The 4687-nt window shown below is 33.0% G+C and carries 5 protein-coding genes and 1 pseudogene; all 6 read right to left on the bottom strand.

The features are described from left to right. Window positions 1-188 precede the first annotated feature (188 nt). The gene (locus I7X29_RS15045) at window positions 189-545 is read right to left on the bottom strand and encodes a hypothetical protein (protein ID WP_088593910.1); all 357 of its coding nucleotides are present in this window, start codon (window positions 543-545) and stop codon (window positions 189-191) included. Window positions 546-559: 14 nt separating this feature from the next. Beyond that, window positions 560-1990, bottom strand: coding sequence for an RHS repeat domain-containing protein (locus tag I7X29_RS15565; RefSeq protein WP_225883792.1), 1431 nt, complete (start codon window positions 1988-1990; stop codon window positions 560-562). Between the two features lie 76 nt (window positions 1991-2066). Next, entirely contained in the window at window positions 2067-2633 is a 567-nt protein-coding gene (locus I7X29_RS15035) for a hypothetical protein (RefSeq protein WP_198475850.1), read from the bottom strand. A 79-nt stretch (window positions 2634-2712) separates the two neighbouring features. Continuing rightward, window positions 2713-3288 carry a hypothetical protein gene (locus I7X29_RS15030; protein ID WP_088593730.1) on the bottom strand — a complete coding sequence of 192 codons (576 nt, stop codon included), beginning with the start codon at window positions 3286-3288 and terminating at the stop codon, window positions 2713-2715. After that, window positions 3285-3872, bottom strand: coding sequence for a hypothetical protein (locus I7X29_RS15025; RefSeq protein ID WP_198475848.1), 588 nt, complete (start codon window positions 3870-3872; stop codon window positions 3285-3287). Before I7X29_RS15025 ends, I7X29_RS15030 begins: the two co-directional genes overlap by 4 nt. Before the next feature lie 4 nt (window positions 3873-3876). Then, window positions 3877-4687, bottom strand: a pseudogene (locus I7X29_RS15020) (sugar-binding protein); the annotation flags it as partial.

Raw genomic sequence — 4687 nt, 5'->3', positions numbered from 1 at the left:
AATTAAACCTACGCTTGCCAAATGCTCGTGCCCTGTATAATCGCGGTCAAGTAGTAAGTTTTCTAACTTATTGCGGTTGCCGTCAGTGATGCTTAACACTTTGCCTCAGGCATCAAAGAGCCTTGCATAGTTAGTGTCTATAATATTTCAATGTACTTAAGTCACGATGCAGAGGTACAAAATATTTTTCAATCTACATATTCATTTACATATATATCATCATTATAAAATGAATGTAAATTAGTGCCGCAAAAAGGACAGAAATGAATTTGTATTGAAACTACTTCTGAAAAATCGAAAACCTCATATATATCTATAAAGATAAAAAAACGTCTTCGTTTGTTAATTTGTATAATCTTCTTTAGCCTTTCTTCTTTTTTGATAGGAAAATATTCAATTTCTTTTTTCGAATATCTTTCAGCAAATTTTACAATTCTAATCTTAGGAGCTTGTTGATCTCTAAGAGAATAATAATTTTTAAATAAATCACAACAAAATTCTTTCTCTTTTTTCTTTTTTAATCTTGTTTTGAAGAAATTAAACATAACTTATAAATATTTTATTTATTAAACAATTTTATAAAAGTAGGAACGTATTTAGGTTGTATTTGGTATTCGTAACCATTCATTGTGCCATGTTCTCCATTATATTTTATTATATTTCCTCCCTCTATCATTTGCTTTAAAGTAAATCTTGATATCGTAACCTTTACAAGACTTCCTCCATTTTTGATATAAGAACGGGCATATTCAGCATTATCAGTCATAAACAAAGGACTTCCTTTACCTTCACTACCTGTAGTACCTCTATACAGCGTTACATTATCGCCCATAGGGTCTGGCGTAAAATCGTAGTCAGAATTAAATTCTAATGCATTTAACTCTCTATTCAATCTTATACCATCTTTTAGTAGTTTTCTGTTTACTATATAATTTCCAGCCATTGCGGAAATTGCCCCTACAGCAGCTCCTGTACCACTTCCTGAAAGTGCACTTTTCCAAGCAGCTTCTAAATTTCCTGTTTGCACAAAACCACCAATAAATCCTCCTGCAAATCCACCTGCAGCTCCAGAAGCAAAACCAAGTACAGCTGATTTAAGCAAAGGATTTGTTATGTTGTAATTACCTAATACTACATTAGAAACTTTTCCAATAGCACCTCCTACTAAGCCTCCTATGGCACCTGATAGTAGACCTACTCCCATTCCTTGCAATACCTTGCCTCCTCCACCAGGTAAAATAGAGAATCCAGCTCCTGAGATTAAACCGCTTGCTGCACCACCTATCATTGAGGAAACTAATGATGTTCCTCCTGCAACAGCTCCACCAAGAGCAGCACCAACACCTCCTGAAAGTCCTCCAATGAGAGCCCCTCCACCAAGACCGATCCAAGTAGCTCTACTATAATCCCATTTAAATGGGTTAAATTCCCCATTATTTGCCTGGACAGCTCCCATATAAGCACCTACTGCAGCTCCTATAATTACAGGAATCCAAAAGAATTCCCCATCCTGATCTACATACACCAACGGATTATTCAAGCAATACCCATATCGATTAAAGTTCTGCGTGTTAAAAGGGTCTTGTACGTAGTTATCGGGTTGTAAGAAACAGTGTAGCGCAGGGTCGTACAACCGTCCGTTCATATGGATAAGTCCTACAGTTTGCAAGTGTTCGTGTCCTGTAAAACCTCTATCTAATAAAGTTAAACCTTGTAACACTTTTCCCGCTCCATCTTCTACTTTTATGGGTTGTCCCCAAGGGTCAAAGTGCCTTCTTTCAGCGATGTTGCCGTCCTCATCGGTGAGCATTACTATAGAACCCAAGTAATCTCTATGTAAGTAATAGAGCTTTTGCACTTCACCATCCGAAATGAGTATAGCAGGGGCACTATAGGCATCACCTCCTAAATAAAACATAAACTTGGTGCTGTTATCCGTTTTATTACATACGATTTCTGTACTACCGTCGTGGCTGTAGTGTTTAAGCATTGGGCGTTTGGCTTTTTCTACTTCAGCATTGCCGTAATAGCAATGTGAACGTTCGCCAAAGGCATTATACTTAATTTTACTTCTTTTCTATAAACTGAGAAGGCACTATTTTATCTAAACAATTATTCACAAAATACCCCCATTCATACATCTCTATTTCTCCACCAAAAGCACTAATTACATAGAGTTTGCCTTCCTTTATAGTTATAAAATATCCATAAATCCCTCCCATATAAAAAACAAAATCAAATTTCTTCTCAAAAAGAAATTTTGCTGTTTTTATCATTAAAGAATATGATGCAAATGCTATTGAAACAAGTCTTGCATCTCCTGTTGCAATCAAATTACCTTTAATATCCATAATATAGGTAGAAGTATCTAAATAGTTTTTCCTTTTTTGCCAAAGTCTTTGGGGACTAATTTTATAATAGTTTGGTTTCAAATACTGCAAAAAAGAACCATTCAAATATTCCTCTTTATCTGCTTTGTAATTAGGTATAGCGAATAAAGTATTTTTTAAGAAAAATATATGAAACTGTTGAATTTCTTCTGTTTCATTTACTATCTTAGCTTTTCTCACAAGATACTCTATTCTACCCTCTAACTCTTTAAACTCATTTTTGATATGTAACCTATCAATCATATTGATAGTATCCTGAGAGTACAAAAAACCTTGAGAATAAATAAATATTATAAAAATTATACCTCTGTAATGCATATTATCATTCAAATTTTTCTGAACTATTTAACCAACTACAATCTTTTATTTCTGATAAAGGAGTAGATATTAATTTTTCATTATCATCAGACAAATATATTACAAATATTTCACTATCCTTATAACAAAAATACATTGGATTGATAGTAGGGCTATCTATATTATAAAAAATGTATTCAGGTTTTAAATAAGTAAAAAAGTCAATATATAAGTATTCTTTATAAAATACAGAATTGAAGTTTTTCAGGACTCTATCTTTTTCTGTAGTTGCTAAGATACAATTTTCCTCATCATAGATATAACACTTGAAAGGTTTATTTCTACTCAGTGAAAAGTGTTCTAATAAATCAGTACTTGAACATTCTTTATTTTTTTCTGTCTGATATTGAAAAAACACTATAAAGTAAGCTAATGCTCCGATTGTTGTTTCTTTAGATATTCCTAACTTCTTTTTAGATGATTCTATAGCTTTTTGCTCTATTTTCTTTAGATCATACTTTGCAACTTTTGAAAGAATATTTTGTGATATTCCTTCAACAGCATAACAAAACAATAATATTATAAAAAAAATCTTTTTCATAATTTATCAAATAACCCTTCTGATGCGTTTAACCAATCACAATCTTCTATATCAGATAGTGGCGTACAAATTATCTTTTCATTATTATCTGATAAATATACTATAAATATTTCATTGTCTTTATAACAAAGATACATTGTGTTTTTTGTACGACTGTCTAAATTTAAAAATATGTATTGAGGTTTAAATTCAGTAAAAAACTTTATATATAAATACTCTTTAAAATAATCAGGACTGTATTCTTTAAAAACATTTCCTCTATAGCTTGTTTTTGCTAATATCACATAATTATTTCTGTTATAGACAAAACCGATAGGATTAGTTTCTAATTTTAGGTATTTAAGCAATTCATTACTTGAACAAGGATTCCCTTTTCTCATATGTTCAGAAAAAGTAACTACAAAATAATGAATTGTACCTACTGAAAGCTCTTTAGGTAATCGCAATTTCCGTTTCACCTTTCTTATAGTTCTTAGTTCCACTTCTTTTAAATCATATCTTCTAAGCTCTGAAAGGATTCTTTGCGCTTGCCCTTCTATAGTATAAAAAACACAGAAAAGTAATATTAAAAATATTTTTTTCATACAATTAAGGTTGTATTTTAAATATATATTTCATAGAATTAGCCTTAATAGTCGTATAAGCTCCAATAGCAGGATCCATCGCTTGATAAATCACTTTATAATAAAGACTGCCTGATATCCTTTGATAAGTTTTGAGAAACACACTATTTAAAGCTGTTGCGTGAGTAATACCTGCTTGTGAACTATTAGAAATCAAATAGAAATGATTGCCTCTGTTCATCATTCCTGCTATCTGTTCTGCTCCAATTTTGTCTTTAGGTAAATAATTTGTAAACCTAACAACATTTCTACCTGTTTCACTTTTTATCGCATTATTGAAACTATTGACATCTATTGGTGTTGTATTAGGATCGCCATGTAAAATAGTACGATATCTTGTTTGTGATATACCTGTTGTAGATTCTCCAGTAGCAGGTGCACAATTATACTGTCCTTGTTGTTTTACTAAAGGCAATTGTTGATTTGCCAAGTATCTTTCTTCCAAAAGTGTAGCACCGTCCCAAAAACGTCTTCCGTCAATAGCGGCATCTATACCTCCTGAGAGACCTCCTATAACACCTCCCATTGCCATTCCTATCAATCCATTAGTTATACCACTACCAAAGGCTTGTCCGATATTTTGCCCTCCTACTAATCCATTACCAAAGCCTCCTACAAATCCAGCACCTAAGCCAGAGGCTGCCCCTATAGCAGCACCATTTATAAAACTCGAAGAAACCGCCACTGAGGTACTCATAAACCCTCCTGCAAACGTACCTCCAGCCAATGAAGCACTCACTCCAGAACCTATACCAGCCCCCACAGCCCCTGCCACA

It is taken from the genome of Capnocytophaga periodontitidis (assembly GCF_016126015.1).
Lineage (GTDB): Bacteria > Bacteroidota > Bacteroidia > Flavobacteriales > Flavobacteriaceae > Capnocytophaga > Capnocytophaga periodontitidis.
This window is presented reverse-complemented; position numbering and strand designations above follow the sequence as displayed.

What these genes read in the sequence shown, in the direction of transcription:
- I7X29_RS15045 (WP_088593910.1), bottom strand. Translation starts at nt 545, where the DNA reads ATGTTTAATTTCTTCAAAACAAGATTAAAAAAGAAAAAAGAGAAAGAA.
- I7X29_RS15565 (WP_225883792.1), bottom strand. Translation starts at nt 1,990, where the DNA reads ATGCTTAAACACTACAGCCACGACGGTAGTACAGAAATCGTATGTAAT.
- I7X29_RS15035 (WP_198475850.1), bottom strand. Translation starts at nt 2,633, where the DNA reads ATGATTGATAGGTTACATATCAAAAATGAGTTTAAAGAGTTAGAGGGT.
- I7X29_RS15030 (WP_088593730.1), bottom strand. Translation starts at nt 3,288, where the DNA reads ATGAAAAAGATTTTTTTTATAATATTATTGTTTTGTTATGCTGTTGAA.
- I7X29_RS15025 (WP_198475848.1), bottom strand. Translation starts at nt 3,872, where the DNA reads ATGAAAAAAATATTTTTAATATTACTTTTCTGTGTTTTTTATACTATA.